This window comes from Luteibacter sp. 3190 (genome assembly GCF_031456385.1).
GTDB lineage: Bacteria > Pseudomonadota > Gammaproteobacteria > Xanthomonadales > Rhodanobacteraceae > Luteibacter.
Genome location: NZ_JAVDUO010000001.1, coordinates 608,880 through 634,038, shown reverse-complemented (window position 1 = coordinate 634,038; position 25,159 = coordinate 608,880). Strand labels below are relative to the sequence as shown.

Below are 25,159 nucleotides of genomic sequence, written 5' to 3'. Positions count from 1 at the left end.
TCGCGCCGTCGGGTCTGGCGCAAGCCGCCGCGGCTACCTACTATTAGGTAGCTAGACTCCTCTCTCGCTTCCAAAGGCCCGACATGACCACCCGCACAGACCAACACACCGCCACCGGGCTCGACTTCCTCCTTACCGCGAAGCGCACCGGCGGCCTCGGCGTCGGCATCGGTGAAACCCTCGGCATGACCCTCGGCGACATCGAGGACGGGCGCGTGGTGATCGAAGCCTCGCCCGGCCCCGAACACGGAAATCCCATGGGCTCCGTGCACGGCGGATATCTGGCCACGATGCTGGACGGCGCCATGGCCCTGGCCGTGCAGACGCAGGTGGACGTCGGCACGCGCTTCGTCACGACCGACCTCAACATCACCTACGTCAGACCCGTCATGCCGCGTGCCGGCGCGGTCTACGGCACCGGCTCCATTCTGCATCGCGGACGCACGCTGGCATTGGCCGAGGCGCGGATCACGGATGCCGATGGCGTTCTCTACGCCCATGCCACGGGAACGTTCGCAATCTCCGCGCCCCTTATCTGACGATTGACACCACCCTACTAGTTGGTAGACTGAGGGCTCCCTCACCCGCGACGGCTGTCGCAAAGGAACCTCCGATGTCCCACCGCTCCAAGCTGTTCATCCTCGGCGCGACCGCCGCGCTCGTCGCCGGCGCCGTGTCGCCCGCCTTCGCCGATAACGGCGCCGAGAAGGTCCGCGTTCGCGGCACGGTCACCGCCCTGTCCGGCGACCACCTGCAGGTGAAGTCGCGCGAAGGCAAGGACGTGACGATCACCCTCGTCGAGGGCTACAAGCTCTCGGGCGTCGCGAAGGCGAGCATCGGCGACATCAAGCAGGGCGACTTCGTGGGCATCGCCTCGATGCCGAAGTCGGAAGGCGGCGACGGCGCGCTGGAAGTGCTGATCCTCCCCCCGCAGCTGAAGGGCCTCGGCGAAGGCAGCTACCCGTGGGACCTGAAGCCGCACAGCACGATGACGAATGCCACGGTGGCCGACTCGGTGAAGTCGGTCGACGGGAGCACCGTGACCGTGAACTACCACGGCCAGGACAAGAAGATCGCCATCCCCAACGGGACGCCCGTCGTGACGCTGGCGCCGGCCACCGTGGCGGACGTCAAGCCGGGCACTGTCGTCTTTGTCAGCGCTGAAAAGGCCGCCGACGGCAGCCTGACCTCGAACCAGCTGATCATCGGCAAGAACGGCGTCGTGCCGCCCATGTAAGGCCCGAGCGCCGGCCAGCCCCGCGCTGGCCGGCGCATGGAGTGTTTCGATGACCACGCCCGTCCTCGCCGGCGCCAAAGCCGGCAACGACACCCCCGTCGCGCCGCGCCGTCGCCTGATCCGGCGCCATTCGCTCGTCGTGCGCCTGACGCACTGGCTCAACGTCACGTGCCTGTCGTTCCTGCTGCTCAGCGGCCTGCAGATCTTCAACGCCCATCCCCGGCTCTACTGGGGCCAGTACGGTGCCGACGCCGACCACGCCTTCTTCGAGATCGGCAATCGGGCGGATGGCGACACCTTGCACGGTTTCCTCCGCGCCGGCCCCCTGCGCATCGATACGACGGGCGTGCTCGGCGTGTCGAACGAAGACGGCAGCCCCACCGCGCGCGCGTTCCCGACATGGATCACGATCCCCTCGTACCACGACCTCGGCGCGGGCCGCCGCTGGCATTTCTTCTTCGCGTGGCTCCTGTTCTTCAACGGCCTGATCTACCTCGGCCACGGCCTCCTGCGCGGTCACTTCCGTCGCGACCTGCTGCCCGATCGCGATCAGTTGTCGCCGCGTCACCTCTGGCGCGAGATCGTCGACCATGCGCGCCTGCGTTTCGCGCATGGCGAGGAGGCGCGCCGCTACAACGCGTTGCAGAAGCTGAGTTACATGGCGGTGGCGTTCGTGCTGCTACCGCTGATGGTGCTCACGGGCCTGACGATGTCGCCCGGTGTCGACGCGGTGTTTCCCTTCCTGCCCGGGCTCTTCGGCGGCCGACCGTCCGCGCGGTCGATCCATTTCATCACGGCGTCGCTGCTGGTGGCCTTCGTGGTCGTCCATGTAGCGATGGTCATCCTGTCGGGCCTGTGGAACAACCTGCGCTCGATGATCACCGGGCGCTACGCCATCACCGACGAGGACACGTCGCCATGACGCTCGACAACTCACGCCGCCGGTTCCTCCGGAGCCTCGCGCTCGGTGGCAGCGCCCTCGCCCTCGCCTCCTGCGACCGGCTCGCGCAGGGCGGCAGTTTCGACGCGCTGTTGCGCGAAACGGAGAAGCTCACCCTGCGCGCGCAGCGCGCGTTGCAGGGCCGGCATGCTCTGGCGAAGGAATACACGGAAGCCGACCTCTCGCCCGTCTTCCGTGCCAACGGCACGCAGATGCCTGATTCGGACGAATACGCCAGCCTGCTCGAGAACCACTTCGCCGACTGGCGCCTCAAGGTCGACGGCCTGGTGCAGCGTCCGCAGAGCATTTCGCTCGCGGAGCTGAAGCGTTTTGCGTCGCGCACGCAGATCACCCGCCACGATTGCGTCGAAGGCTGGAGCGCCATCGGCAAGTGGCAGGGCGTGCCGCTGGGACGCATCCTCGACGTGGCGGGTCTCAAGCCGGGCGCGCGCTACGTGGTGTTCCACTGCGCCGACGAACTCGAACAGACGCTGGACGGCAGCGGCCGCTATTACGAAAGCATCGACCTGGTCGACGCGTACCACCCGCAGACCATCCTCGCCTACGGCATGAACGGCAACGACCTGCCGGTCGCCCACGGCGCGCCGCTGCGCCTCCGTGTCGAGCGCCAGCTGGGTTACAAGCAGGCGAAGTACCTCATGCGCATCGAGGTCGTCGATTCGTTCGCGGCCTTCTTCGGCGGCAAGGGCGGCTACTGGGAAGATCGCGGTTACGAGTGGTACGGCGGCATCTGACGGGCGACGGTCAGGCGCAGCCCAGCGCGGCCTTGTAGACAGGGTCCTTCTCGGGTTGCCGCGCGCCGGGCGAGCGCACGGTGACGGCCGCGCCGTTACCTTCCATGTAATCGCCGACCGCGACGATCGCAGCGACCTGCGCGGCGCTCGCCACCGTGATCAGCAAGCCATTCTTCGTTTGCTCCACGCGGGTCGCCGGGTAGGTCGGCCTGACCGTATCGAGCAGGCACTGCGAGAACTCGACGCTGTTCTGTCGCGTGCCGAAGCCGGCACGCGGCGTGGCGCGCGTGATCGGTTGGGGTGTCGCCGCGTTGGCGATGCCGGTGGCGAGGACGAGGCTGACGATCAGGACTGCGCGCATGACACTCTCCCTGGTACGGACGGCGACATCGATCGGTTGCCTTTCGATCAGACCACCGAAAGGCTGTCATGGCAAGCTTGGCGTGCGACCGTGTCGATGGGCGGACTCGCCGGCCAGTGCCACGCAGAGACCTGTCGCGATCGCGAGCGTCACGACGAGGGTGGTGATCGCGAGCGATACCGTGGTGGCGAGGAGTCCGGGCGTCGCCGCCCCGCCCGCCCGCATGATTTCGATCGCTCCCACCGCCGTACGGAAGCCGTAAGAGCCCGGAATCAGCGCCACCGTGCCCGCGAAGGCGAACGCCACGGCCGGGGCGGCGATGCGGCGCGTCGCGACGCGAGCGATCGCTCCGGCGGCCAGCGTGCCGGCGAGCGACGCCGCGGCGAGATCGAGGCCGGCGTGTTGCAACGCCGTGCGCAGCCCATGGCTGGCCATGCCGCAGACGACGCAGATCCAGATGGCATGCGTCGGCACGTTGAACAGGAGCGCGAAGCCGAGCGCCGCGACGCCGGCGAACGCGACGTCTTCCGCAAGACCGAGCGCGATCGGCGAGGCGTCGACGGGCAGCGTTCCCCCGGTAGATGCCGCCGCGGCCAGCAGCGCGAGGCCGATCGCCATCAACGTGGCGACGCCCGTCGCAAGACGGCTGATGCCGTTGGCCGCGTGGCCGGTCACCAGATCGCGCACCCCGTTGATCAGCGGCACGCCGGGAACGAGGATCATCCCCGCCGCCGTCAGGCACAGCACGGGCGACACGCCAGGAAACGGCTTCAATACGAGGACGCCCGCCACGCCGCTGACGAACGCGGTGATCGCGGCGACGGCGATGCCGTTCATGCCGTATTTGCCCAGCCGCGTCCGCAGGAGCAGGTTCACCAGCCCCGCCACGAAGGACGCGGCGACGACCGTCCAGGTGGCGCCGAAGAGCCGCGCAAGCGCGGCGGCGGTCGTCGCCATGCCGAGTACCACGAGCCAGCCGGGATAACGCGGCGAATGGTCCACGCGATCGAGGCTCGCGTCGAACGCGGCGGGCGACGTACCGGGCACGATCTCGGCGATGGCGGCACGCAACGCGATCAGTCGCCCCATGTCCACGCCCGGCGGCGCGAGCCGCGGACCGACCCGGGTGGCGAAACGATCGCCCTGTTCCACCGTCACGACGATGTTCTCCATCGTGATCATCACGTCACTGTCGATGCCCAGCCGCGACGACGCCTCGCGGACGTGCCGCAACGCATGCGCCGTGTCGGCGCCGGATGCCTGGAAGAGGTCGCCGGCACGGGACAGCACATGCACGGCGACGCGATCGTCGGCCATCGTCAGCGGTATTCCGCTTTGTAGGCCATGCCGGCGATCGCCTCACGGATATCGTCGAACCGCTCGACGCCGGCGAGCCCGTGGTCGAAGACGTACTCCGCGACCTTCACCGCCACCTCGAGCGAGGCGTCGAAGATGTTGCTCTGCGGCGGGTAGATGAGTCCCCTGGCGAGGTCGTCGTCGGATACCTGCGACGCGACGGCGCGCGCGGCGACGATGAACATGTCCTGCGTCACGCGACGTGCTCGGGTCGCGTACACCGCCATGCCCATCGCCGGAAAGATGTAGACGTTGTTGCCCTGCCCCGGGACGAACTCCACGCCATCGACGGTCACCGGCGGGAAGGGGCTGCCGCTGGCGAACACCGCCTTCCCCTGCGACCAACGGTAGGCCTCCTCGGCCGTGCATTCCGAGCGTGACGTCGGATTGGAATACGGAAAGATGACCGGCCGTTCGTTGACGTCGCTCATCGCCTCGATCACGGCGCGGTTGAAGAGTTTCGGCACGGCGCTGACGCCGATGATCACCGTGGGCCGGATGGCCCGCACCGCCTCCGCGAAGTCGTCGACGGGCACGTGGTCGATGGCGAACGCGCGCTGGAAGTCCGCGATGTCCTTCCGCGCCGTCGTGACGAGGCCGTTGACGTCGAACAGCACGTTCCTCGCGCGGGCGGCGGCGGCGTCCATCCCTTCCTGCGTCATCGCCAGCGACACGATCTCCGCGATGCCCGTCGCGGCGGAACCCGCGCCGAGGAACAGGACACGCTGATCCACCAGCTTCTGCCCGGTGATCCGGATGGCGCCGAGGATGCCTGCCAGCGCGATGGCGGCGGTGCCCTGGATGTCGTCGTTATAGGTGCATACCTTGTCGCGGAAGCGCGCGAGGATCGGCACGGCGTTGATGTTGGCGAAATCCTCCCACTGGATGCAGCAGTTCGGGAAGCGCTCCTGCACGGCGTCGACGAACTCGTCGATGAAGGCGTGGTAGGCCTCGCCGCGCACGCGATCCTGGCGGAGGCCAAGGTAGAGCGGATCCTCGCGCAGGGTCGTGTTGTTGGTGCCCACGTCGAGCGTCACGGGCAGGCAGACCTCCGGCGGCACACCCGCGCACGCCGTGTAGAGCGACAGCTTGCCGATCGGAATGCCCATCCCGCCGACGCCGAGGTCGCCCAGGCCCAGGATGCGCTCGCCATCGGTGACGACGATGAAACGCACGTCCTTCACCGGCCAGTGCGACAGCAGCTCGTTCAGGCGGCCCTTCGCGCTGATGGGAAGGTAGACGCCGCGGGCCGCGCGAAAGATGTGATCGAATTTCTGGCACGCCTCGCCGACGGTCGGCGTGTAGACGATCGGCATGAACGCCGCGGGATCCGACATCAGCACCGCGTAGTAGAGTGTCTCGTTGCGCGCCTGCAGGTCGGACAGCAACAGGTACTTGAGCAGGTCGGTCTCGAGACGCGACAGCTCGAGGTGGATGCGTGCGATCTGGTGTTCCAGCGAACTGGGCGCGGGAGGCAACAGGCCCTCGATACCCAGCGCCCTGCGTTCTTCCAGCGGGAACGCCGTGCCGCGGTTGAAGCGGGGATCGCGAAGCAGGCTGTAACCGGTCAGCGACGTGCTCATGGCGGGCTCCTCCGGGGACATCCGCGAAGGGTAGGCAACCCGTTCTCCACCCTATTGCGCGGAAGACACCGGTTTTGTAGATGCGCGCCGGGGACGGCCGGTCGCAGCGGCGCGACGCGGACGAATGCTATGCTTTTTGTCATTACCCGCGCATCCGGAACGCTAAGCGATGAACATCACCATCACCCCCGGCGTCGACGTCGGCAACGCCCTGCCCTTCGTGCTCTTCGGCGGCATCAACGTACTGGAAGACCTCGACTCGACCCTGCGCGCCGTCGCGCACTACGTCGACGTGACGGGACGGCTGGGCATCCCGTACGTCTTCAAGGCGAGTTTCGACAAGGCGAACCGCTCGTCGATCCACTCGTTCCGCGGGGTCGGACTCGAGGAAGGCATGCGCATCTTCGAGCGCGTGAAGGGCGAGTTCGGCGTGCCGATCATCACGGACATCCACGAGATCGACCAGGCGGCCGTGGCGGCGGAGATCGTGGACGTGCTGCAGGTGCCGGCGTTCCTCGCCCGCCAGACGGACCTCGTGGTCGCCATCGCGAAGACGGGCCGCGTCGTCAACGTGAAGAAGCCGCAGTTCATGAGCCCGGGCCAGACGCGCCTGATGACGGAGAAGATCCGCGAGTCCGGCAACGACCGCATCATCCTCTGCGAGCGCGGGACGCAGTTCGGCTACGACAACCTCGTCGTCGACATGCTCGGGTTCCGCGAGATGATCGAAGGCAGCGACAACTGCCCGGTGATCTTCGACGTCACCCACAGCCTGCAGCGGCGCGAGTCCACCAGCTCGGCGAGCGGCGGCCGCCGCCGTCAGGTGGCCGAGCTCGCCCGCGCCGGCATGGCGGTCGGTCTGGCCGGCCTGTTCCTCGAAGCCCACGAAGATCCCGACCACGCCCGCTGCGACGGCCCGAGTGCGCTCCCGCTGGACAAGCTCGAGCCGTTCCTCAAGCAGATCAAGGCCATCGACGACCTGGTCAAGGGTTTCCCGGCGCTCGATATCCGCTGAAGACGCTACTGCCCCGAGCGCAACCGGCCCTTCCGGATCAGCGGACCGCCCGGCACGTCCGGGCGGCGCGGCCGTGGTGGCTCGCCGTCATCCGGCGCGCGCGCAGGGGCTTCATCCGGGACGGACGTCGGCGCGTCGTCGTTGCGTTCGGTCGGGTCGCTTTCGTGCATGGCGGCTTGCTGATGGATCGGCGGCGCCAAGTCTAACGCGATGGCCATCAGGGGCTGGACAGGACCCTGCTCCGCCGGAGGTGGGTTCCTGACGAGTGGCTCGACACCGCCCGGGCGGGCTGCACGGTGCGCGGTTCCTCCGTCACCGCCTCGAACAGCACGACGCCGCCGACCAGCGCACCGTCCTTGTCGAGGAGGGGCTGCCCGGACACCGAAATCCAGATCGATTCGCCGTCGCTGCGGCGCACCTTCATCATCACATCGCGGGTGGTCTCGCGACGCAGGATGGCGCGGGACAGCGGCAGATCGGTCGTGGGAAAAGGCCGGCCCTCGAGCGTGAAGATGCCGTGCATGGAACTGTAGTCGTCGATGCCGGCGCCGCGGCGGACGCGGCCGAGGATCGCGTCGGCGGCGGCGTTCGCGAAGACGATCCGGCCCTCCCGGTCCGCCAGGACGACGGCCTGCGGCAGCGCCGCCAGCGCGTCGAGTCGCGTGCCCGACCACGCGCCGTCGAGAACCGGATGGATGCTTGCTGGTGCGGGTCGGCCCAAAGTTCCCCCCCTACGGAAACCGGTGGCGCATGACGCATGCGTTGCGCCCGATTTATCGCACCGGCACGCATGTGCAAATCGTGAAGGAATCGCGCTTGACCTCGCTTCCGGCGCATGCAAGCTTCGCCCATCACGAGAGGGAGCGACGTACCCAGTCATGACTCCGATCGACGAGCAGGCCCGCCTCGCCCGGCTCCGCGCACTCCGGGTGCTGGATAGCGCGCCCGAGGACATGTTCGATGCCCTCGTACTCGCCGCCGCGGCCGTCACCGGGATGCCCATGTCCCTGCTCAGCCTGATCGACGAAAACCGCCAGTGGTTCAAGGCGAACGTCGGGCTGCCTGGAGTGCACGAGACGCCTCGCGAGTATTCGTTCTGCCAGCACGTCGTCGCGGCGTCGGGCCCGCTGGAGGTGCACGACGCCACGAAGGACCCGCGCTTCGAAGACAATCCGTTCGTCACGGGCGCGCCGGATGTCCGCGCGTACACGGGCTTCCCGGTGCAGACCGCGGATGGCGTGACGCTCGGCGCGCTCTGCGTGCTGGACAAGGAGCCGCGGCAACTCACGCCGCAGCAACTGGAAGCCCTCGCCCATCTCGCGGAAGCCGCATCCGTCGCACTGGAACGCCGCCGGGAACTGCTCGAACGACGCGAATCCGCCGAACAGGATGCCGCCGAGGCGCGGCGGCTGGCGCAGGTCTCGCAGGCCCTGGAAGCCGAACTGCGCGGCAGCCAGCAGTTCCTCCAGCGCACCGGCCGCGTCGCCGGCATCGGCGGATGGGAGCTCGACCTGCGCAACGGCGACCTGCGCTGGTCGGAACAGACCTATGTGATCCACGACCTCCCGCCGGACGTCGATCCTCGCCTCGAGGATGCGCTCACCTACTACCCGCCCGACGCGCGCGAAGTGCTCAGGCAGGCGATCGACGCCGCGATACTGCACGACACGCCGTGGGACCTCGAGCTGCCCTTCGTCACCGCTAAGGGACGCCCCATCTGGGTGCGCACGGTGGGCGCGCTGGAGCGGGAAAACGACGTGCCCGTCCGTCTCGCCGGCGCCTTCCAGGACGTCACCGACCGTCGCCGCGCGATCGAGGCGCTGCAGTCGAGCGAGAGGCGTTTCCGGCAGATCTTCGAGCTTTCGCTCGGTCTCATCTGCACGCACGACTTCGACGGCACCCTCCTGTCGATCAATCCGGCCGCCGCGGCGTCGCTCGGCTTCGACATCAGCGCCATGCTCGGGCGCAACCTCGCCGAGTTCATGATGCCCGCGCGACGACCGGCGTTCGAGGCGTACCTGGAACGCATCCAGCGCGAAGGCATCGATCGCGGCCTGCTCGAGCTGATCGGCTCCGACGGCGGGTTGCGGTACTGGCGCTACCAGAACGCGGTGGAGAAGGATGTCGACGAGTCCTACGTCCTGGGCCACGCGCAGGACGTCACGGAACAGCACCGCTACGAACAGCTGCTGGTGGAATGGTCGACGAAGGATCCCCTCACCCGGGCCTTCAACCGGCGTTACCTGGAACGGCTGGAGCAACGCGTGAAGGCGCATCGCCCCTGGGCGTGCATCGTCATCGACCTGAACCACTTCAAGGCCATCAACGACACGTTCGGGCACCAGCGCGGCGACGAGATCCTCGTCGCCACCGTCGGCCTGCTCCATCGTTGCGCCGCCGAGCGCGATGCCGTGGTGCGTCTCGGCGGCGACGAATTCCTGATGGTGATCGACGATCCCGCGAGACTCGGCGAGACACGCGCCATGATCGAAGAGGAAGCCGCGATCGCGGAGATCGCGCTCAGCATCGGCGGCACGGTCAGCGAACCCGGCGAGGCCGTGGATACCGTGATCGCCCGCGCGGACGGCGATCTCTACGCGGGCCGGGAGGGCCGCCACCACCGTTCGCGCGATCGTCAGGAAACCTGATCCAAGGCCCTGAGACCCGGCACCGCCATGCTCCGCCCATGTCGAAGGGGGCATGCCATGAAACCAGCACGCGGAGTACCCGAAGGCCACGTCGTCTGGTCGAACTACGGGTATGGATACGAAGCCCGGCTGTCGCGCCGCGGACGCCCGTTCGCACGATTGCGCCGCCTCGCGCAGGAGACCGGACCACGCTGGGAACTGGTCTGGCTGTACGGCCCGGCGTGCTGGCGCCCGACCCGGGCGAAGGTCGCCGTCGCGCTCGAGCGCAGCGTCGAGGCGTACGCGAAGCACCATGCCGCGCACATCCGCCGGCAGATGCCGCCGGATCCCTATCGGGTGCCGCGCGACGACGACTGGGAAGCGCTCTTCCGCGCCGACGAGGTCGACTACGAGGCGACGGTCAGGCCGGTCGGTCCCGTCCGATCGGTTCGACCAGTCCGGAGTCCTGGTTCCTCGAGGAGTTCACGGCCTTCGTGACCGGGTGGTAGGTCAGCTCGGCCTCGGGCACGGCGGCCAGCACGGCCGACGCCTCGTCGGGCGCGCCGGTCATCCACACACGCCAGAGGTCCGGCGGCAGGATCACCGGCTGGCGCTGGTGGATGTCGGCCGAGACCTTGCCCGGCTCGCCGGTGACGATGGTGTACGTGTGCAGCCAGTCGTCGTCGGGCGACGCGCGCCAGCCCTCCCACAGGCCCGCGAACATCATCAGGTGACCCTCCGGGTGGTGCAGGAAGTACGGCTGCTTGGCGCCGTCCTCCGCGCGCCATTCGAAGTAGCCGGATGCCGGGACCAGGCAACGACGCTTGCGGAACGCGTTGCGGAACGACGGCGTCGTCGCCACCGTTTCCGAGCGCGCGTTGAACAGCTTCGCGCCGCCCTTCGCGTCCTTCGCCCAAGAGGGCACGAGACCCCACCGATAGAGCTTCGTCTCGAACCCGCCGGTCGCGTGGCCCAACACCAGACCGCGCGCCGTCGGCGCGATGTTGTACGCCGGCTCGCGCTGGTTGATCTCGCTGATGATGTCGACCTCGAGCTCTTCCAGCACCATCCGCGCCTCCCGACTGAGGCTGGCAGGTCCGAAGGTGGCGTAGCGGCCGCACATGGAACCAAGCTACATCATCTGCCTGCTGATGACGCGGGGAGAACCAAGAGGCCCACGCGGCCCGATCGGCGGAGCGAGATCCTTGAATAACGCCAGCTCTTATTCAAGGATCCGGCTGGCTCGGCCGGGCCTTCCACTCATGCATACGCTTCGTCGAGCCACGCCGCGACGACGGCGCGACAGGTGTCGGGAAGCGCCGCCGCGTCGGCCGCCTGCGCGCGGAGGGTGCGCGGATCGATGCCGGCCTGCGCGAGTTCCGACGCGTGGCCGACGAGCCAGCGCTCGATCTGCGCGAGGTCGGCCTCGAGATGGAACTGCAGGCCAAGGACGCCCTTGCCATCGCCGAACGCCTGGTTCGCGCCGACCGGCGTGCTCGCGAGATGGCGCATCCCCTCCGGGATGTCGAACTGGTCGCCATGCCAGTGCAGCACCGGCGCGGTGCCCACCGCGGCGAGCGGCGACGCGCGCCCGGCATCGGTCAACGTGAGCGGGCCGAAACCGATCTCCTTGACGCCGAGCGCATACACCTTCGCCCCGAGCGCGCTGGCGATCAGCTGCGCGCCGAGGCACAGGCCCAGGATCGGCTTGCCCGCGGCGAGGCGCCGCCGGATGAGGTCGATCTCCGCGCGCAGGAACGGATACGTGTCGTCGTCGTACACGCCGACCGGACCGCCGAGCACGACCATGAGGTCGTCGGCGAGCGGGTCGAGCGCGGCCAGGTTCGCCACCGGCGCGTCGACGTAGCGGATGTCGTAGCCGCGCTCGCGCAGCAGCGGCTCGATGTAGCCCAGGTCTTCGAAATGGATGTGGCGCAGGGCGACGCACGTCGTCATGGTTCGGGTATCCGTGATGCCGTCAGGGAGGGCTCTGCCGGTCGTTCTCGGCTTCGATCTGCTGGAAATCGAGATCGCGCTCGAGATAGTGCAGGAGTTCGTCGTGGATGCGCCCGGAGCGATGCAGGCGCAGCAGTTCCGCACGGCCGGCGGCGATGGCGGCCAGCACCACGTCGTAGTGGTCCATGCGACCGGTGCCGAGCGTTTCCGGCGCCTTCGCGTAGCGCTCCGCGATCGATACCCGGTACGTGTATTGCTCGAGCAGGCGCGGGTGGATGAGCGCACCCGTCTCGTCGTAGGCACGCGCCTTGACGGCTTCGAGTTGCGCGGCGTCGACGAGCACGAGCGCCTGCGCCTCGGTGAGGTGTTCCGACGCCGAGCGCTCCACGCGATCGAGGCCCAGCCAGCGGATCACCGGCGCGATCGTCCCGCCCTGCACCACGACGGTGACGAGGATCACCGCGAAGGCGGCGGCAAGCGTGAGGTCGCGACCGGGCACCGCTTCGGGCAAGGACAGGGCGATCGCCAGCGTCACCACGCCTCGCATGCCGGCCCAGCTGAGCAGGAACGACGCCTTCGGCGAGGGCGGCGCGGGATGCCTGCCGACCAGGCGCCCGAGCGGCACGCGCAGGTAATCCGTGGCGTAGATCCAGAAGAATCGCGAGAGGATCACGGCGGCGAGCACGGCCAGCAGGGGGACGCCAAGGGAGTCGATGGCGTTGCCCAGGCCACCGAGACGCTCGACGACGCCACGCAGCGAGAACCCGATCAGGATGAAGACCAGCGCTTCGAGCAGGAAGATCATGACCTCCCAGAACGCCGTGCTGCGCACGCGGATGTTCGCCGTGAACACGTCGTGCTGGTACCAGCCGAACACGATGCCGCAGGCGACCACCGACATCACGCCCGAGACGTGCAGCGATTCGCCGCCGATATACGCGGCCCACGGCGACAGGCACGACGCGGTGATCGCCAGGAACACGTGGTCGATGTAGCGCAGGGCGAAAACGAGCAATCCGCCCACCACGAGACCGACGACGATGCCGCCGACGGCGAGCCCCGCGAAGCTCAGCACGGCGGCCTGCGTGCTGAAGGCGCCGGTGAGCGCGGCCGCGACCGCGAAGCGGAAGAGCACCAGGCCGGTCGCGTCGTTGAGCAGGCTCTCGCCTTCGAGCAGCACGAGCAGGCGCCGCGGCAGGCGCACCTTGCCCAGCACCGCCTTCGCCGCGACCGCGTCCGGCGGCGATACCACGGCGCCCAGCGCGAAGCACGCGGCCCACGGCAGCGACGGCAACACCCAGTGCACCGTCACGCCCACGACGAAGGTCGTGAAGACCACGGCGCCCACGGCGAGCCAGAGGATGCCGCCGAGGTATTTGCGGAATTCGGACCACACGGTATAGAACGCCCCATCCATGAGCAGCGGCGGCAGGAACACCGTCAGCACCAGCTCGGGATCGAAGCTCACTTCCGGGATACCCGGCAGGAACGCGATGGCGATGCCACCGGCCAACAGCGCGGCCGCGGACGGAAGGCGCAGCCGTCTCGCGATCAGCTCGAGGGCGAGGATCGCCACCAGCAGGATCAGGATGAACTTGAATGTCTCGGTCGACGCCATGCGTCTGGTCCCCTTTGCCAACGATGCATCTTAGCGCCCGTGGCGCCTTCCGGATTGAAAGCGCCACGCACGCTGCCGACAGATGGACAAGACACCGTGCCGGAAGTCATGCATTGTCCTGCCCCGATCGATTTGCCAGACTCGATGAACCGTCCCTGAAAAAACGAGCCTGCCGATGCGATCGAAGCGCCCTGCCCTCCACGATGCCAGGACCGCGTTGTCGGTCGGCGTCGCCACGTTCTTCCTGGCGCTCGCCGCCGGCCCCGTCGCCGCGCAGCAGACGACGCTGACGCCCGAGCAGAAGGCCATGGTCGACAAGCGCAACGACATCGAGCGCCAGCTCGAGGACGTCGCGATCATCGATCGCAAGGTGATGGTGAAGATGCGCGACGGCAAGCGCATGGCGGCCGACGTCTACCGGCCGAAGAACGCCGGCGGCAAGGTACCGACGATCTTCGTGCGCACGCCGTACAACTTCAACTTCTGGGACGTGAAGCTCGGCGCGCCGCGCGACATGAGCCGGCAGCTCGCCGCGGTGAAGCGCGGCTACGCGTATGTCGACATGAACGAGCGCGGCCACTTCTTCTCCGAAGGCAATTACGAGATCCTCGGCGCGCCGCTCAGCGACGGTGTCGACGCCGTGCGCTGGATGACCTCGCAGCCATGGTCCAACGGCAAGGTCGGCACCACGGGCTGTTCGTCCACCGCCGAATGGCAGATGGCCGTCGTCGCCGAGAACGAGCCCGGCCTTGCCACGTTCAACGTGCAGGGCTTCGGTGCCGGCGTCGGCAAGGTCGGCCCGTATTACGAGCAGGGCAACTGGTATCGCGGCGGTGCCGTGCAGATGCTCTTCATCTCGTGGCTCTACGGCGAGCAGAACCAGGTGCGTCCGATGTTCCCGCCAGGCACGTCGCAGGCGGACCTGATCCGCGCGTCGAAGGCGTTCGATCTCGCCGCCGCCATGCCGCCGGTCGACTGGGACAAGGCGTTCTGGACGCTGCCCGAGAAGGACATCATGAAGGCGATCGACGGCCCGAAGGGCATCTTCGCCGATGCCATGGACGTGCCGACGGGCGGCAACATGATCGCGCGCACGCCGAACAGTCCGAACTGGTACAAGGGCGGCCTGTGGCACGAGAACATGAAGATCGACAAGCCGGGCCTGTGGTTCATGAGCTGGTTCGATGTCTCGGTGTCGCCGAACCTCGCGGCTTACAACCACGTTCGCGAGACCGCGTCCAAAGCCGTCGCCGATCAGCAATACGCCGTGATCGCGCCGGTGCTGCACTGCGCGTTCACCCGCGCCACCGAGCACACCATGATCGGAGATCTCGACGTGGGCGATGCCCGGTTCGACTACGAGGGCCTCGTGTTCGGCTGGTTCGACAAGTTCCTCAAGGGCGTGGACAGCCCGGTCGTCGACAAGCAGCCCAAGGTGATGTACTACGTGATGGGCGAGAACAAGTGGCGTAACTCGCCCACGTGGCCGCCGGTCGGCGCCATCACGCGCGAGCTCTACTTCACCAGTGGCGGCAAGGCGAACACGCTCTACGGCGACGGCAAGCTGGCCGAAAAGCCGGCCGACACCGACCAGCCGGACAGCTTCCTCTACGATCCCGCCAATCCGGTCACCACGCTGGGCGGCGGCGGTTGCTGCCAGGGCACCGCGGTGAAGTTCGGCTCGTTCGACCAGAATCCGCAGCTCACGCGCAACGACATCCTCGTGTACGACTCCGAACCCTTCAAGGAGGGCACCGAGGTCAGCGGGCCGATCACGGTGACGTTGTATGTCTCGTCGGACGCGAAGGACACCGACTTCACCTTCAAGGTGATGGACGTGTACCCGGACGGCAAGGCGTACAACATCACGGAGAACATCCAGCGCATGCGCTATCGCGACGGCTACGGGAAGCCGCCGGTGTGGATGAAGGACGGCGAGACCTACAAGGTCACGTTCCAGCCGATCGACACCAGCAACTTCTTCGCCGCCGGCCACAAGCTGCGCGTGGCGGTGACGAGCAGCAACTTCCCGCGCTTCGACCGCAACCTCAACACCGGCGGCAACAATTACGACGAAGCCAAGGGCGTGGTCGCGCACAACGTGGTGCATCACGACGCGGCGCATCCGTCGAAGATCGTCTACACGGTGGTGCCGCGGAACACACCGTAACCGTAAGCGCGCTCCTGCCTTCGGGTAGGAGCGCGCGTCAGGCGCTCACGCGGGCTTGCAGTCTTTCGTCACCTTGTCGGCGTTCGTCGTCACGCACAGGGTAAACCCGGGCGGCAGTCCGTCGACGAGGCGTTCCTCCCGTGCCGCCAGCGAGAACGCGCGTACTTCCCTGCCCGCGTCGAACACGGTGTACCAGCAGCGATCGGCGCGGCTCGCCTCGCAGGCGAAGCGCGCGCGCCCCATCCGTACCTCGGTGCGGCTTTCCAGCGTGACGGTGCCGTTCTCGCGAGCGCTCGCGGTGAGCGTGCGGTTGCCTGCGTCCGTGCAGCCGGCGAGGTTCAGGAAGCAGTAGATGATGGAGAGGAACAGACGCATGGTGGACTCCTCGCCTACATGGCCCGGAAGATGGTCATGAAGGGCTGGCTGACGCCCAGGGTTTCCGGGCGGCCGCGCAGGTGCAGGCAGCCCTTGCCGGTGTCGTCGCGTTCGACGGATGCGACCTGACGCAGATTGACGATCGTGGAGCGGTGGATCTGGCGGAAGATCCGCGGATCGAGCTGACGAAGCAGGTCCCGGATGGGCCGCGTCAGCAGCGCGTCGCCGTCGGCCGTCGCGACGAGCGTGTACTTGTTGTCCGCGCGGAAATAGATCACGTCCTCCACGAGGATCAGGCGCGTCGCCCTGCCCGCGCTCGCGGTCACCCAGGTCAGCGGCTCATCGGGCGACGTATCGAAGCGCGGCCCGAGGTCCCTGGCCAGCTGCGCCGTGCGGCCCGCATGGCGCGCCGCGTCGGCGAGGCGTCCGCGCAGGCGGGTCACCGTCTGCGCGAGGCGATCCTGCGTCACCGGCTTGAGCAGATAGTCCACCGCCCCGCGCTCGAAGGCGTCGACGGCGTACTGGTCGTACGCCGTGATGAACACCACCAGCGTCGCCGGGCTGATGTCGGCCGCCGCCGCGGCGACCTCCATGCCCGTCAGGCCCGGCATGCGGATGTCGAGGAACGCGACATCCGGACGATGGGTGGCGATGGCCTCCAGCGCCGCGCCGCCGTCCTCGGCCACCTCGGCCACCTCGAGGTCCGGCCACGCCTGTGCGAGTTCGCGCTGGAGCGCCGCGGCGAGCAGCTTCTCGTCTTCGGCAACGATGCACTTAGGCATGGTCGGCCACTCCCGTCGCGGGCAACGTGATCGTCGCCGCGACACCGTTCGGAAAATTGTTGCCGATGGAGAACGTCGCCGCGCTCCCGTACATCAGCCGCAGTCGTTCGCGCAGGTTCTTCAGGCCGATGCCGGTGCCCGCGCCGTCGCTGCGGAAGCCGAGTCCATCGTCGGCCACCGTGAGCGACAGGCCCGCCCCGTCGACGCCCGCGCGGATCCAGACGCCGCCACCGCCAGGCTTCGGCTCGAGACCGTGCTTGATCGCATTCTCGACGAGCGTCTGCAGCATCATCGACGGCATCGGCACGTTCTGCGCGTGCGCCGGAACGTCGACATGGATCGTCAGGCGCTCGCCCATCCGCAGCTGCATGATCTCCAGCCAGGCCGTCGAGCGTTCGAGCTCCTCGCCCAGCGTGGACAACGAACCGTCCGTGCGCGGCAGCGAACGGCGCAGGTAATCGATGAGGTGACCGAGCATGCGGTCGGCACGTGCCGGGTCGGTGCGCACGAGCTCCTGCGCGCTGGCGAGCGTGTTGTACAGGAAATGCGGCTCGACCTGCGCCTGCAGCAGACCGAGCTGCGCGGCCGTGAGCTCCTTCTCCATCTTGCTCTGGCGCACGTCGTCGCGTTCGCGGTTGCGCCGCTCGGCGAGGCGCTGCGTCGTGGCGCGCACCAGCGTCTCGATGTATTCGAGCGACGCGCCACCGTCGGGATTGAACCAGTCGATCCACGCGCCACCGTCGGGCTCGCAGACGTACATGACGCTGCTCGAACCGTCCCCGGGCGTCACGGTGGCCACCACCTTCGTGCTCCGGACGACGATCGAATACAGCCTCGACAGGCGCCCGCGCTGCTGCTTCTGCGGAAGGTCGGGCGGAATCTCCGCCCTCACCTGCAAGCCACCGCGCGTGCTGCCGACATCGCGCACGTTGGGCAGTTCGCGGACCACCGCCTCGACGATGGCGAACGCCTCGTCCGCCGGATAAGGCACCTCGACGCGACGGCGCTGCCGATTGGACACCGTCTCCCCGTCGATGCGCCCGGCGAGCACGCGTACGCGATACAGATGCGTGGCGCCGCGTGCGAGCGCGACGAGCAGACCGACGAACCACAGCGTGAAGACCCACGGCAGCAGCCGCTCGCCCCAGCCGATCGCATTGAGCGCGACGAGGAGCACGCACCATGCGGCCAGCCATGCCACGACGAGTCGGATCACGAACTTCAGGCTTGCCATCTGGGGAGCTTCCGTCTTCGAGTGGCCGGGAGCATACGACGCGGTCATCCCGCGGATCACGGCGCTTCCGACGAAACGGCGCCTGACCCGACGAAACGCCTGCCATGCGTGTCGCATCTCCCAACGGTGGCTTGCGCGGCGCAGCATGACCTCGCGGCCCCCATGGTCCATGCTCGGGATACGGCCAGCGGTGGGGACCGCGGGCCACGACACACTTCAAGGGGTTAACGCATGGCTTTATTGCTCGTCGTTTTCGCTGTCGTCGTACTCGCCATCTACCTCGGCATCCAGATGTTGCCGAAGAACCATCCCGCCAACTGGCTGCTCGGCATCGTCGGCGGTGCCTGCCTCGTCCTGGCCTGGTATGCGATTTTCCGACCCATGTTGCTCGCGTCCGGCGGTGGCGATCCGTCGCTCGTCGCGGTCGGCCTGACCGCGGCCGGCATCGTATCGTGCGTGCTCGGCATCGTGTGCCTCGGCGTCTGCGTCTGGCGTGACCCGGCGCGCTTCTGGATGCTGTCGATCGTCTTCATCGGCGTCATCGGCGCCACGCAGGTCACGGCGCTTTCCTGAGGAAAAGGAACGATGCGGCCCGCGTGGGCCGCATTCGTACCTCGTTCTCCCCAGCGAATCAGGCGGACGCGACGGGCCCGCCGTTGGCCGCACCGGCATACGCGTAGTCGAACGCGGAAAGCGTGGCGGTGCCCGCGACGCACTCGAGCACGGCGTGCGCGCCGAACGGCAGCGTCCATTTGTCGCCGCCATGACCGAACGAGAGGCCGCGAAGGATCGGCAGATTGCAAGCCTTGCCGAAGCGTTGCAGGGCGTGATCGATGTCGTAGCCGTTGTCGTATTCGCTGACGCGCTGGCCGCCAAGCCCGCCGATCACGATGGCGCGCTGCCGCTCCAGCACCCCGGCGAGTTTCAGCTCGTAGAGCATGCGTTCGATGCGCCAGGCCTGCTCGCCGACTTCTTCGACGAAGAGAATGCCGCCGTCGATCCGCGGCAGGTACGACGTGCCGACGAGACTGCACAACGCGGAGAGATTGCCACCCCAGAGCGTGCCTTCCACCAGGAGATCGCGCTGATCGTCGGCGCACGTCCAGCTCATGTCCGTGCGCGGCGAGAGCACCGTATGCCAGAAATGCCGCCACGTGTTCTCGCGCAGGTAGGGGGCCCCGAAATCGGCGACCAGCATGGGCCCGTGAAGCGATCCGATCGCGCTGCGGGCGTAGAGCGCGCACTGCAGCACCGTGAAGTCGCCGTGTCCGACCAGCACGCACGACTCGTCGAGGAACCGCGCGGCCAGGCCGTCGAAGTCGATGCGATCGAGCAGGGAGATCGCGCCATAACCGCCGCAAGTGGCCATGACGAGATGCGGCAACGGCACGCCCGGGTCCGCGAGCTGGTTGAGGTCGGCCGCGCGTTCGGCGTCGGTGCCCGCGAAACGCAGCATCACCCGATCGAGGACGTCGGTACCGTGCACGGTGTGGCCGGCAGCCAGGAGTCGTTCGACGCCGCGCTCACGCGCCGCGTGGTCGTCCGCGTAGCCGGAAGGCGCGATGAGCCTTATATCGAGTCGTTTTGGCATGTGGAGCAAAGCATCGCTCCCCGCATGTCCGAAGGCAACCATAAGTTGCTGCGGACCCTCCCCTCCCCTTGGCACGGGCATGGCGGGAAGGGTCCGGTGTCGGGCTATGACGGGCCTGAGCCTACCAGCCGTCGTATTCCTCGGCAGGGGCGAGGTCCTCGGCCCCGGCGCTGCGGGTCAACGTCTCGCGGGGCTGCTCGCCGAACACGCTGCGATACTTCTCAGCGAAGCGGGACAGATCCCACATGCCGCAACTCAGCGCGACGGATTTCACGGACCGACGGCCGGCTTCCGCCGTGACCAGGCTGCGATGCGCCGTGCACAGGCGAAGCATGGCCAGATAACGGTTCGGCGGGATGCCGAGCAGGTCGTCGAAGGCGTAGCGAAGGCCACGCTCGCTCGCGCCCGCCGCCTGGCAGAGCTCGAGCGAATAGATGTCGCGGCGGAGGTTCGCGCGCATGAACCGCTCGGCCCGTCGCACGACCTGGTAATGGGCACGGCGTCCGCGCGATGCGACCGGTCGATCCTCCGACGACGACGAGAGCGCGACGCGGATGTGTTCGTCGAGCAGGTCTTCGATCGGCCCCATCGCCGGTTCGCCCTGCTCCCGCACCTGTGCGGCGATCTGCCGGTAGGCGCGCCGGAGGTGCTCCGACCGGACCGAGAACAGCCGCAGCCGCTGGGCGGCCATGTCGACATCCGCATGGTCCGATGCGAGGAAGCGCGCACGGAAGCGGGCGTACGGTGCCACCACCAGGGTGAGATGCGTGCCGCGCTCGAACATGAAATCGGTGGGCGTGCCGCGCAGCAGCGTCACCGCCATGTCCGATTCGACGCTGACACCCTGGCACCAGCTGCGCTCGCCGGCCTCGTGCAGGTAGACCAGCATGCAGGCGTCTTCGGGAACGGTCAGCGAGCCGCGCACGTCGAAGTCGATGTGCGCGGTCAGGTACGTCACGCCCTCGTGGGTCGTGGATGCGATGGCGGCGCGAGGTCGCGCCGGACTCAGCGTGAGCAGATCGACCTCGCAGAGGCCGAGCGCCGCACCGAGAGTGACCAGATCGTAGTCTTCCAGGCCGTGAACGTCGGAAGGACGACTCATGCCGTTATCTCCCTGCCATGTGCAACCCATGCGTTCCGCATCGGCGGGAATGCCGCGGTCACCCGCGAGCCATTCCCGGCAACGCCCCTACCGCTGCCCGTACAGTTCCCTTCGATTCGCACCCACACCATCACGCACCCCCGCGCTCATTCCCCGCGGGTTGCTCACCCGCCTCGTCCCTACGCCGAATCGGATTCCCTGAAGGGGAAACTGTCCGCCGACGCCTATAACTAACGGTGTATGGGACCAAATGCCAGCACTTTGTGAATTTGCCGATTCGGCGTAGCGAGTGGCAGAAGTATTTGACGAATTTGGCAAATTTGCTGCTAGACGAGCATCTCCGGCAGGGCGACACCCGCACCCGCTACACTCGCTGGACGACGAGCCACGAAGGAACTCCTCCGCCGATGCGACGCCTCGCCCTTGCCTGCCTCACGGCCCTGACGCTGGCGGCCTGCCAGTCCCACGACGAAGAAAAGACCCCGGCCGCCGCCTCGACGGCACCGGCCCGCGCCTCCACCTCGCCCCCGCCTCCGATGCCCGCGGTGGCCAACGAGCATCACGACTTCAGCCCGGAGATCACGGGCGACGACTTCGCGGCGCACCTGCGCGTGATCTCGTCCGACGAGTACGACGGGCGCAAGCCCGGGACCCTCGGGGAACGCCTGACGACGAACTACATCATCGAACAGTTCAAGCGCATGGGGCTGGAGCCCGGCAACAAGGGCGACTGGATCCAGACGGTGCCCGCCGTCTCCACCACGCTGAACGGGCAGGACACGCTGGCCCTCGATGTCGCGGAAGGCGGCGGCACCGAGAAGTTCGCATTCGGAAACGACATGGTCGTCGGCACGCTCCAGGCGAAGTCCGATGTCGATCTGAAGGACTCGGACATCGTCTTCGTCGGCTACGGCGTCGACGCGCCGGAAGCGCAGTGGAACGACTTCGACGGCATCGACGTCAAGGGCAAGACGCTGGTGATCCTGGTGAACGACCCGGGCTGGAACGGCGCGGACAAGGCATTGTTCAAGGGTCGCGAGATGACCTACTACGGACGCTGGACGTACAAGTTCGAAGAGGCCGCGCGCAAGGGAGCCGCAGCGGCGTTCATCGTCCACCAGACGGAACCCGCCGCGTACGGCTGGAATGTCGTCCGCAGCGGCTGGACGACGCCCCGCCTCGATCTGCCCGAGAGCGAGGACCCCGCGCCGCGCCTGCCCATCGCCGGCTGGCTGACGCACGAATCGGCGCAGCGGCTGTTCGCGAAGGCGGGCAAGAACTTCGACGATCTGGCGAAGCAGGCGGACGTGCGCGGCTTCAGGGCCGTGCCGCTCGACGCCAAGGCATCGATCCACCTGCAGAGCACGATTTCCCACTCGCTGAGCAACAACGTGATCGGCATGGTCAAGGGCACCTCGGAGCCTGGCGAGGCGATCGTCTACTCGGCGCACTGGGACCACCTCGGCCACGATCCGGCGCTGAAGGGTCACCAGATCTACAACGGCGCCATCGACAACGGCACCGGCATCGCCGCGATGCTGGAGATCGCCGGCAAGTTCGCGCAGGAAAAGCCGAAGCGCTCAGTGATCTTCGCCGCGGTGACGATGGAGGAATCGGGCCTGCTGGGTTCCAAGTACTACGTCGCGCATCCGCCGTTCCCGCTCGACAAGACGGTGGCGGACATCAACATGGACGCGCTGCCGATCACGGGCGCCACGCGCGACATGGAAGTGACCGGCCTGGGCCAGGGCGATCTGGAGGACATGTTCGCCGACGTGCTCAAGGCCGACGGCCGCGTCGTCAGCGGCGACGCGTCGCCGGAGAAAGGCCACTATTTCCGCTCCGACCACTTCAACTTCGCCAAGGCCGGCGTGCCGGCGCTGTCGGCGGGCGGCGGTACCGACATGGTCCAGGGTGGCAAGGCCGCGGGCCTGGCCGCCGAAGAGGATTACACGAAGAACCGCTACCACCAGCCGACCGACGTGTACGACATGCGCTGGAACTTCGACGGCGTGACGCAGAACGTGAAGGCGTTCTACGCGCTGGGCGAGAAGCTCGCGAACAGCGACGTCTGGCCCATGTGGAAAGAAGGCAGCGAGTTCAAGGCGGTGCGGGAGAAGTCGCTGGCTTCGGGAGCCTCGAAGAAGGCGAAGTGATGCGTCGTCGCCGTGGATAGCGGGACGCTCCGGCGCGTCACCCCGGCGAACGCCGGGGTCCACGGCGGGGCGATCGGTCGTCGCGATGACGTGCGCGCATGTGACGCCTCGCGAAACCGTGCACCGAGGCCGTGGATACCGGCGTACGCCGGTATGACGGTGAGGGGCGCCGCGGCGTTCCGCTTGCCACGACTCTCGGGCGCGTCACCCCGGCGCACGCCGGGGTCCACGGCCGGGCGATCGGTTGTCGCGATGACGTTTCCGGCGTGTGGCCCATCGCGAAAACCGTGCACCGAGGCCGTGGATACCGGCATTCGCCGGTATGACGGTGAGGGGTCCCGCGGCGTTCCGCTTGTGCCGCCATGACGGTGAGGGATGCCACGACTCTCGGGCGCGTCACCCCGGCGCACGCCGGGGTCCACGGCCGGGCGATCGGTTGTCGCGATGACGTTTCCGGCGTGTGGCCCATCGCGAAAACCGTGCACCGAGGCCGTGGATACCGGCGTACGCCGGTATGACGGTGAGGGGTGCCGCGACGTTCCGCTTGTGCCGCCATGAGGGTGAGGGATGCCACGACTCTCCGGCGCGTCACCCCGGCGCACGCCGGGGTCCACGGCGGGGCGATCGGTTGTCGCGACGACGCTCGCTGCGTGTGGCGCCTCGCGAAAACCGTGCACCGAGGCCGTGGATACCGGCGTACGCCGGTATGACGGTGAGGGGTAACGCAGTCCTCAGTAGTTGACCTGCAGCTGCACGCGCAGCAGCTGGCCATCGATACGGCGATACGGTGCGGCGCTGACGTCCGTGCGGCGCATGTTGGCGTAGGCCACCGCGAGTTCGATCGCGCTCGACGGCTGCCACTCGACGCCGGCCTCCACCTCGTCGACCTCCATGCGAGGCGCATTGGTGTCGAACTTCGCGGCACCGCGGTACGTCTGCCACTTCGCGTAGGGAATCAGCGAACCGTATCCACCATCGAACTTGTACATCACCTGCGCGTAGCCACCGCGCAGCGACTTCGTGCGGATCGTGCGACGCGCGACGTCGAGCTCCGGTCCCTTGCCCACGGTCCACTCCGCCTGGAAGCCGAACGGCTGCGGGTAGTACACGACGTGCGCGGCGACGCGGCGATCCTCCGAACCGTCCACGGTGCCATCGACACTCGGCGTGAAGGTCCGCCCGTCGATCGTCGCGGACGCGGTGGAGACCTTGTAGCGGCCCGTGTAGGCATCGGCGCCGACTTCCAGGAACTGGCCGTTGGCGAACTTGAAGGGATAGGAGAAGTGCACCACCGAATGGAGCTTGTCGTTGCGGTCCGGGCGATTGGCGCCCTGCCCGTTGTACACGCCGAAGCCGACCACGCCGTAATCGCCCGAGCCCTTCAGGCCGGATTTGACGAGGTAGGCGAAGCGCTCCTTCGCCACGAGCGGCGACCAGTAGGCGAACACACCCAGATCGCGCTCGTCGCGCACGGCGGAATTCAGCGCGTCGGCGCGATCGAAGGCGAGCCGGTTCTGGCTGGATTGCAGGTCTTCCCAGCCGTACGGGATCTTCGACTGGCCGGCGCGGATGCGCCAGGTCTTTTCCTTGTCGAGCCAGAGGTCGGCATAGGCGTCGCGCAATTGCGCGAAGTTCGTGGTGCTCGATCCGGAAGGCGTGCTGGCGAGATCGGGCTGGATGTAGATCGACATGTTGTCGGTGACGTCGCCGCTGATGACGACGCGGGCGCGACGGATGCCGAAGCCCTGTTCGCGGCCGATGAAGCGGTCGCCCGGCGATTTCAGGTCCTTCGCGTCTTCGCCCAGCTCATGGTTGTAGCGCATCTGCACGTATCCCCGGATGCCGATCTTCTCGTACCAGGCCTTCGTCGACGGCTTCGCGCTCGCCACGGCGGGTGCCGCGGCGACGGCATTCGTGGCCGATGGCGCCGGTCTGGTGGCGGATGCGACCGCGGGCGCCGCCTCGTCGCTGGCCTGGACGAACTTGCCGAGCCGCGTCCGTCCGGGCCCCGGCTCCGCGAAGATCTGCCGCGTAGCCGTGTCGACGTACAGCTCGATGGCCGCCTGGGGCGAGCCGTCGGCCGCCGCGGTCCCGCACATCGTCCAGAAGGCGGCTGCGGGGAGGAACTTCTTCATCGCGTGCTTGCTCCGAATGGATTGAGAAAATACTCAAACGTCGGCGATTGTGCGATTAAATGTGACCAACACGCCCGACGCCGCTTACGCCGCGCACGTTATGCCGGGTCTGTGTCACTTCCATGACAGCCGCGCGCTCGAGCCACGCCGCAAACCGTTACTGCGC

The 25,159-nt window shown here is 67.8% G+C and carries 23 protein-coding genes; 10 read left to right on the top strand and 13 right to left on the bottom strand.

Annotation, left to right across the window (positions count from 1 at the left end; genetic code table 11):
* The first annotated feature begins 83 nt into the window (after positions 1 to 83).
* The 4 genes from J2X58_RS03070 to J2X58_RS03055 all read left to right on the top strand — a co-directional run bounded on the left by J2X58_RS03070 (position 84) and on the right by J2X58_RS03055 (position 2,932).
* On the top strand, positions 84 to 539 hold the full coding sequence (locus J2X58_RS03070; protein ID WP_310046343.1) for a PaaI family thioesterase: 456 nt from the start codon (positions 84 to 86) through the stop codon (positions 537 to 539).
* Positions 540 to 613: 74 nt separating this feature from the next.
* Positions 614 to 1,237 (top strand): hypothetical protein, encoded by a 624-nt coding sequence (locus J2X58_RS03065; RefSeq protein WP_090054051.1) that lies wholly within the window; start codon positions 614 to 616, stop codon positions 1,235 to 1,237.
* 49 nt (positions 1,238 to 1,286) lie between these two features.
* Positions 1,287 to 2,159, top strand: a complete 873-nt coding sequence (locus J2X58_RS03060; RefSeq protein ID WP_310046342.1) for a cytochrome b/b6 domain-containing protein — start codon at positions 1,287 to 1,289, stop codon at positions 2,157 to 2,159.
* On the top strand, positions 2,156 to 2,932 hold the full coding sequence (locus J2X58_RS03055) for a molybdopterin-binding protein (protein ID WP_310046341.1): 777 nt from the start codon (positions 2,156 to 2,158) through the stop codon (positions 2,930 to 2,932). Before J2X58_RS03060 ends, J2X58_RS03055 begins: the two co-directional genes overlap by 4 nt.
* A 10-nt stretch (positions 2,933 to 2,942) precedes the next feature.
* Here J2X58_RS03055 and J2X58_RS03050 read toward each other — a convergent pair whose 3' ends face one another.
* The 3 genes from J2X58_RS03050 to J2X58_RS03040 form a co-directional block, all read right to left on the bottom strand.
* Complete coding sequence (locus tag J2X58_RS03050; RefSeq protein ID WP_310046339.1) at positions 2,943 to 3,293, bottom strand: hypothetical protein; 351 nt, start codon at positions 3,291 to 3,293, stop codon at positions 2,943 to 2,945.
* A gap of 66 nt (positions 3,294 to 3,359) precedes the next feature.
* The gene (locus J2X58_RS03045; protein WP_310046336.1) at positions 3,360 to 4,610 is read right to left on the bottom strand and encodes a threonine/serine exporter family protein; all 1,251 of its coding nucleotides are present in this window, start codon (positions 4,608 to 4,610) and stop codon (positions 3,360 to 3,362) included.
* Positions 4,611 to 4,612: 2 nt separating this feature from the next.
* Complete coding sequence (locus J2X58_RS03040; protein WP_310046335.1) at positions 4,613 to 6,232, bottom strand: NAD-dependent malic enzyme; 1,620 nt, start codon at positions 6,230 to 6,232, stop codon at positions 4,613 to 4,615.
* Positions 6,233 to 6,401: 169 nt separating this feature from the next.
* On the opposite strand from J2X58_RS03040, the gene kdsA reads away from it, so the two are divergent.
* Positions 6,402 to 7,247: a 3-deoxy-8-phosphooctulonate synthase gene (gene kdsA, locus J2X58_RS03035; RefSeq protein WP_090054062.1), complete on the top strand. Its 846-nt coding sequence runs from the start codon at positions 6,402 to 6,404 to the stop codon at positions 7,245 to 7,247.
* A 217-nt stretch (positions 7,248 to 7,464) separates the two neighbouring features.
* Here kdsA and J2X58_RS03030 read toward each other — a convergent pair whose 3' ends face one another.
* A complete protein-coding gene (locus J2X58_RS03030) occupies positions 7,465 to 7,968 on the bottom strand; it encodes a PAS domain-containing protein (protein WP_310046334.1) in 504 nt (167 codons plus the stop codon).
* A gap of 157 nt (positions 7,969 to 8,125) precedes the next feature.
* On the opposite strand from J2X58_RS03030, the gene J2X58_RS03025 reads away from it, so the two are divergent.
* Complete coding sequence (locus tag J2X58_RS03025; protein ID WP_310046333.1) at positions 8,126 to 9,895, top strand: diguanylate cyclase; 1,770 nt, start codon at positions 8,126 to 8,128, stop codon at positions 9,893 to 9,895.
* A gap of 57 nt (positions 9,896 to 9,952) precedes the next feature.
* On the top strand, positions 9,953 to 10,372 hold the full coding sequence (locus J2X58_RS03020; protein ID WP_310046331.1) for a hypothetical protein: 420 nt from the start codon (positions 9,953 to 9,955) through the stop codon (positions 10,370 to 10,372).
* Here the strand turns inward: J2X58_RS03020 and J2X58_RS03015 are convergent.
* The 3 genes from J2X58_RS03015 to J2X58_RS03005 form a co-directional block, all read right to left on the bottom strand.
* Positions 10,296 to 10,943: an SOS response-associated peptidase gene (locus J2X58_RS03015; protein WP_310046330.1), complete on the bottom strand. Its 648-nt coding sequence runs from the start codon at positions 10,941 to 10,943 to the stop codon at positions 10,296 to 10,298. The genes J2X58_RS03020 and J2X58_RS03015 overlap by 77 nt on opposite strands.
* Positions 10,944 to 11,134: 191 nt before the next feature.
* Positions 11,135 to 11,830 (bottom strand): glutamine amidotransferase, encoded by a 696-nt coding sequence (locus J2X58_RS03010; RefSeq protein WP_310046329.1) that lies wholly within the window; start codon positions 11,828 to 11,830, stop codon positions 11,135 to 11,137.
* A 22-nt stretch (positions 11,831 to 11,852) separates the two neighbouring features.
* Positions 11,853 to 13,448 carry a Na+/H+ antiporter gene (locus J2X58_RS03005; RefSeq protein WP_310046328.1) on the bottom strand — a complete coding sequence of 532 codons (1,596 nt, stop codon included), beginning with the start codon at positions 13,446 to 13,448 and terminating at the stop codon, positions 11,853 to 11,855.
* 175 nt (positions 13,449 to 13,623) lie between these two features.
* Here J2X58_RS03005 and J2X58_RS03000 point away from each other — a divergent pair, with 175 nt between their 5' ends.
* Complete coding sequence (locus J2X58_RS03000) at positions 13,624 to 15,618, top strand: CocE/NonD family hydrolase (RefSeq protein WP_310046327.1); 1,995 nt, start codon at positions 13,624 to 13,626, stop codon at positions 15,616 to 15,618.
* A 45-nt stretch (positions 15,619 to 15,663) separates the two neighbouring features.
* Here J2X58_RS03000 and J2X58_RS02995 read toward each other — a convergent pair whose 3' ends face one another.
* Genes J2X58_RS02995 through J2X58_RS02985 form a run of 3 tightly spaced genes read right to left on the bottom strand, consistent with a single transcriptional unit; the run spans position 15,664 to position 18,009 of the window.
* Entirely contained in the window at positions 15,664 to 15,993 is a 330-nt protein-coding gene (locus tag J2X58_RS02995) for a hypothetical protein (protein WP_090054078.1), read from the bottom strand.
* Between the two features lie 14 nt (positions 15,994 to 16,007).
* Positions 16,008 to 16,775, bottom strand: coding sequence for a LytTR family DNA-binding domain-containing protein (locus tag J2X58_RS02990; protein ID WP_310046324.1), 768 nt, complete (start codon positions 16,773 to 16,775; stop codon positions 16,008 to 16,010).
* Positions 16,768 to 18,009, bottom strand: a complete 1,242-nt coding sequence (locus J2X58_RS02985; RefSeq protein WP_310046323.1) for a histidine kinase — start codon at positions 18,007 to 18,009, stop codon at positions 16,768 to 16,770. Before J2X58_RS02985 ends, J2X58_RS02990 begins: the two co-directional genes overlap by 8 nt.
* Positions 18,010 to 18,240: 231 nt before the next feature.
* Here J2X58_RS02985 and J2X58_RS02980 point away from each other — a divergent pair, with 231 nt between their 5' ends.
* Positions 18,241 to 18,582 carry a hypothetical protein gene (locus tag J2X58_RS02980; RefSeq protein ID WP_139206062.1) on the top strand — a complete coding sequence of 114 codons (342 nt, stop codon included), beginning with the start codon at positions 18,241 to 18,243 and terminating at the stop codon, positions 18,580 to 18,582.
* 58 nt (positions 18,583 to 18,640) lie between these two features.
* On the opposite strand, the gene J2X58_RS02975 is transcribed toward J2X58_RS02980, so the two are convergent.
* Positions 18,641 to 19,600, bottom strand: a complete 960-nt coding sequence (locus J2X58_RS02975; protein ID WP_310046320.1) for an LD-carboxypeptidase — start codon at positions 19,598 to 19,600, stop codon at positions 18,641 to 18,643.
* 121 nt (positions 19,601 to 19,721) lie between these two features.
* Entirely contained in the window at positions 19,722 to 20,702 is a 981-nt protein-coding gene (locus J2X58_RS02970) for a helix-turn-helix domain-containing protein (RefSeq protein ID WP_310046319.1), read from the bottom strand.
* Positions 20,703 to 21,109: 407 nt separating this feature from the next.
* On the opposite strand from J2X58_RS02970, the gene J2X58_RS02965 reads away from it, so the two are divergent.
* Positions 21,110 to 22,858: a M28 family metallopeptidase gene (locus J2X58_RS02965; RefSeq protein WP_310046318.1), complete on the top strand. Its 1,749-nt coding sequence runs from the start codon at positions 21,110 to 21,112 to the stop codon at positions 22,856 to 22,858.
* Between the two features lie 731 nt (positions 22,859 to 23,589).
* Here J2X58_RS02965 and J2X58_RS02960 read toward each other — a convergent pair.
* Positions 23,590 to 24,993: a porin gene (locus J2X58_RS02960; protein ID WP_310046316.1), complete on the bottom strand. Its 1,404-nt coding sequence runs from the start codon at positions 24,991 to 24,993 to the stop codon at positions 23,590 to 23,592.
* Positions 24,994 to 25,159: the final 166 nt, after the last annotated feature.

Coding starts and splice junctions, on each gene's coding strand:
- J2X58_RS03045 (WP_310046336.1), bottom strand. CDS start 4,610: ATGGCCGACGATCGCGTCGCCGTGCATGTGCTGTCCCGTGCCGGCGAC.
- J2X58_RS03010 (WP_310046329.1), bottom strand. CDS start 11,830: ATGACGACGTGCGTCGCCCTGCGCCACATCCATTTCGAAGACCTGGGC.
- J2X58_RS02990 (WP_310046324.1), bottom strand. CDS start 16,775: ATGCCTAAGTGCATCGTTGCCGAAGACGAGAAGCTGCTCGCCGCGGCG.
- J2X58_RS03055 (WP_310046341.1), top strand. CDS start 2,156: ATGACGCTCGACAACTCACGCCGCCGGTTCCTCCGGAGCCTCGCGCTC.
- J2X58_RS03060 (WP_310046342.1), top strand. CDS start 1,287: ATGACCACGCCCGTCCTCGCCGGCGCCAAAGCCGGCAACGACACCCCC.
- J2X58_RS02960 (WP_310046316.1), bottom strand. CDS start 24,993: ATGAAGAAGTTCCTCCCCGCAGCCGCCTTCTGGACGATGTGCGGGACC.
- J2X58_RS02980 (WP_139206062.1), top strand. CDS start 18,241: ATGGCTTTATTGCTCGTCGTTTTCGCTGTCGTCGTACTCGCCATCTAC.
- J2X58_RS03070 (WP_310046343.1), top strand. CDS start 84: ATGACCACCCGCACAGACCAACACACCGCCACCGGGCTCGACTTCCTC.
- J2X58_RS02965 (WP_310046318.1), top strand. CDS start 21,110: ATGCGACGCCTCGCCCTTGCCTGCCTCACGGCCCTGACGCTGGCGGCC.
- J2X58_RS03065 (WP_090054051.1), top strand. CDS start 614: ATGTCCCACCGCTCCAAGCTGTTCATCCTCGGCGCGACCGCCGCGCTC.
- J2X58_RS02995 (WP_090054078.1), bottom strand. CDS start 15,993: ATGCGTCTGTTCCTCTCCATCATCTACTGCTTCCTGAACCTCGCCGGC.
- J2X58_RS03025 (WP_310046333.1), top strand. CDS start 8,126: ATGACTCCGATCGACGAGCAGGCCCGCCTCGCCCGGCTCCGCGCACTC.
- kdsA (WP_090054062.1), top strand. CDS start 6,402: ATGAACATCACCATCACCCCCGGCGTCGACGTCGGCAACGCCCTGCCC.
- J2X58_RS03015 (WP_310046330.1), bottom strand. CDS start 10,943: ATGGTGCTGGAAGAGCTCGAGGTCGACATCATCAGCGAGATCAACCAG.
- J2X58_RS03050 (WP_310046339.1), bottom strand. CDS start 3,293: ATGCGCGCAGTCCTGATCGTCAGCCTCGTCCTCGCCACCGGCATCGCC.
- J2X58_RS02975 (WP_310046320.1), bottom strand. CDS start 19,600: ATGCCAAAACGACTCGATATAAGGCTCATCGCGCCTTCCGGCTACGCG.
- J2X58_RS02970 (WP_310046319.1), bottom strand. CDS start 20,702: ATGAGTCGTCCTTCCGACGTTCACGGCCTGGAAGACTACGATCTGGTC.
- J2X58_RS03020 (WP_310046331.1), top strand. CDS start 9,953: ATGAAACCAGCACGCGGAGTACCCGAAGGCCACGTCGTCTGGTCGAAC.
- J2X58_RS03005 (WP_310046328.1), bottom strand. CDS start 13,448: ATGGCGTCGACCGAGACATTCAAGTTCATCCTGATCCTGCTGGTGGCG.
- J2X58_RS03000 (WP_310046327.1), top strand. CDS start 13,624: ATGCGATCGAAGCGCCCTGCCCTCCACGATGCCAGGACCGCGTTGTCG.
- J2X58_RS02985 (WP_310046323.1), bottom strand. CDS start 18,009: ATGGCAAGCCTGAAGTTCGTGATCCGACTCGTCGTGGCATGGCTGGCC.
- J2X58_RS03040 (WP_310046335.1), bottom strand. CDS start 6,232: ATGAGCACGTCGCTGACCGGTTACAGCCTGCTTCGCGATCCCCGCTTC.